The 1,329-nt window shown below is 30.9% G+C and carries 3 protein-coding genes and 1 pseudogene; all 4 read left to right on the top strand.

All coding sequences use genetic code 11. The annotated features are described in order from the left end of the window. Nucleotides 1-191 precede the first annotated feature (191 nt). Entirely contained in the window at nucleotides 192-278 is an 87-nt protein-coding gene (locus KH109_RS09820; RefSeq protein ID WP_363158926.1) for a hypothetical protein, read from the top strand. An 80-nt stretch (nucleotides 279-358) separates the two neighbouring features. Next, nucleotides 359-604 (top strand): hypothetical protein, encoded by a 246-nt coding sequence (locus KH109_RS09730; protein ID WP_295219216.1) that lies wholly within the window; start codon nucleotides 359-361, stop codon nucleotides 602-604. An 82-nt stretch (nucleotides 605-686) separates the two neighbouring features. After that, nucleotides 687-932 carry a hypothetical protein gene (locus KH109_RS09735; protein WP_004694811.1) on the top strand — a complete coding sequence of 82 codons (246 nt, stop codon included), beginning with the start codon at nucleotides 687-689 and terminating at the stop codon, nucleotides 930-932. 154 nt (nucleotides 933-1,086) lie between these two features. Continuing rightward, a pseudogene (locus tag KH109_RS09740) lies at nucleotides 1,087-1,329 on the top strand (SMI1/KNR4 family protein); the annotation flags it as partial.

Below are 1,329 nucleotides of genomic sequence, written 5' to 3' on the forward strand. Positions count from 1 at the left end.
CTTATAATGAGCTACGTTACACACCTTTCTCTATGGAAGACAAAAAATATTGGCAATTTTATAAGCAACGTAAAGAAGAATTAAATCCTAAGAAAAAAACCAAAAAGTAAGATTCGATATTTTCAGACGACCTTTTTTGTACCGTACTTAACCGTCGCTACGCTTGCGACCCGTTCGGCATCCCAAGAGAGATGATCGACATCCACGGCAGCCTCTTGTGGTTCGGCAAATACACTGCCTGGGGTCGTCTGAAAAAGGATGAGCGGTTTCATCTATAAAAGCAGCATTATCGTACTTGTCTGATGGTGTTCGAGTAAAATTCAAGAAAATCTAACCAATATATGGAGACCTTAAAAGTATGAATATAGATTTTAATAAAATTGCTGAATTTTGTTTTACAAAAAATCAGAAAAAGAAGATTTCTATTCTTCAAAAGAAATTTTCTTTTAATAATTCTAAGAGTAGAGAAGCACTTACTGACTTAATTAGTAGTTTATTTGTCAATAAGATATATGAACCTTTCAAAATCATTATTCCTGCTATTTTGCAAGTAAAATTTGAAGAAGATTTTGAAATATGGGAAAATAGAGAATTACTGCTTTGATGAACAATCCTAATATAACAAAAATAGTAATAATAGATCCTAAAACAAAGATTTCAACTGTTATATTTCAAAGGTAATTACTATGGATGATTTCGTAATTGAAAAAATTTCAAGAGGTATGTTAATTGTTTCTTTAAATGGACATGAAATTTCATTTGAAGGAGAAATGTTCTTTCCAAATAATGAGTTTCACTTTTCCCTATATGCGAAAACAGCAAAATTTACTAAGACCAACCAAATTTTAAGCAAGGAAGAGTTAGATAATATTTTAGAACATTTAAAAAAAGAATTTATTTTAAAAAATAGAGTATTAGACATAATTTTCTAAATTTAATTATCAACTGTAAAGTAGCTCAAGCAAGAAGACCTGGAGGTTATAGAACCTATGACATGGATTCCCATGGCAGATTGATCCCCCATGCAAATTAAACGAGCACTAAGTCAAAGTTATAAGTATTTCAGAGAACTAGGAGCACTTTAAAATGAATAGACATGAATTAGAAGCCTTATATACTTTAAATAATCCTGCTACTAGCCAAGCTATAAAAATGTTACCTCCAGAGTGGCATATTTTATATCCTTCATATCTTCAATTTTTAGAACTAAGCAATGGATTATTTGGAGACGAGATAACCCTTTTGGAAGCCGAGGATATCCAACAAAGGAATATTGACTATGAAGTAAAAGAATATTTGCCGAATTTTCTTATGATTGGAGATAATGGT

Origin of the sequence: Veillonella sp. (genome assembly GCF_018381775.1) — a bacterium.
GTDB lineage: Bacteria > Bacillota > Negativicutes > Veillonellales > Veillonellaceae > Veillonella.

What these genes read in the sequence shown, in the direction of transcription:
- KH109_RS09820 (WP_363158926.1), top strand. Translation starts at nt 192, where the DNA reads ATGATCGACATCCACGGCAGCCTCTTGTGGTTCGGCAAATACACTGCC.
- KH109_RS09730 (WP_295219216.1), top strand. Translation starts at nt 359, where the DNA reads ATGAATATAGATTTTAATAAAATTGCTGAATTTTGTTTTACAAAAAAT.
- KH109_RS09735 (WP_004694811.1), top strand. Translation starts at nt 687, where the DNA reads ATGGATGATTTCGTAATTGAAAAAATTTCAAGAGGTATGTTAATTGTT.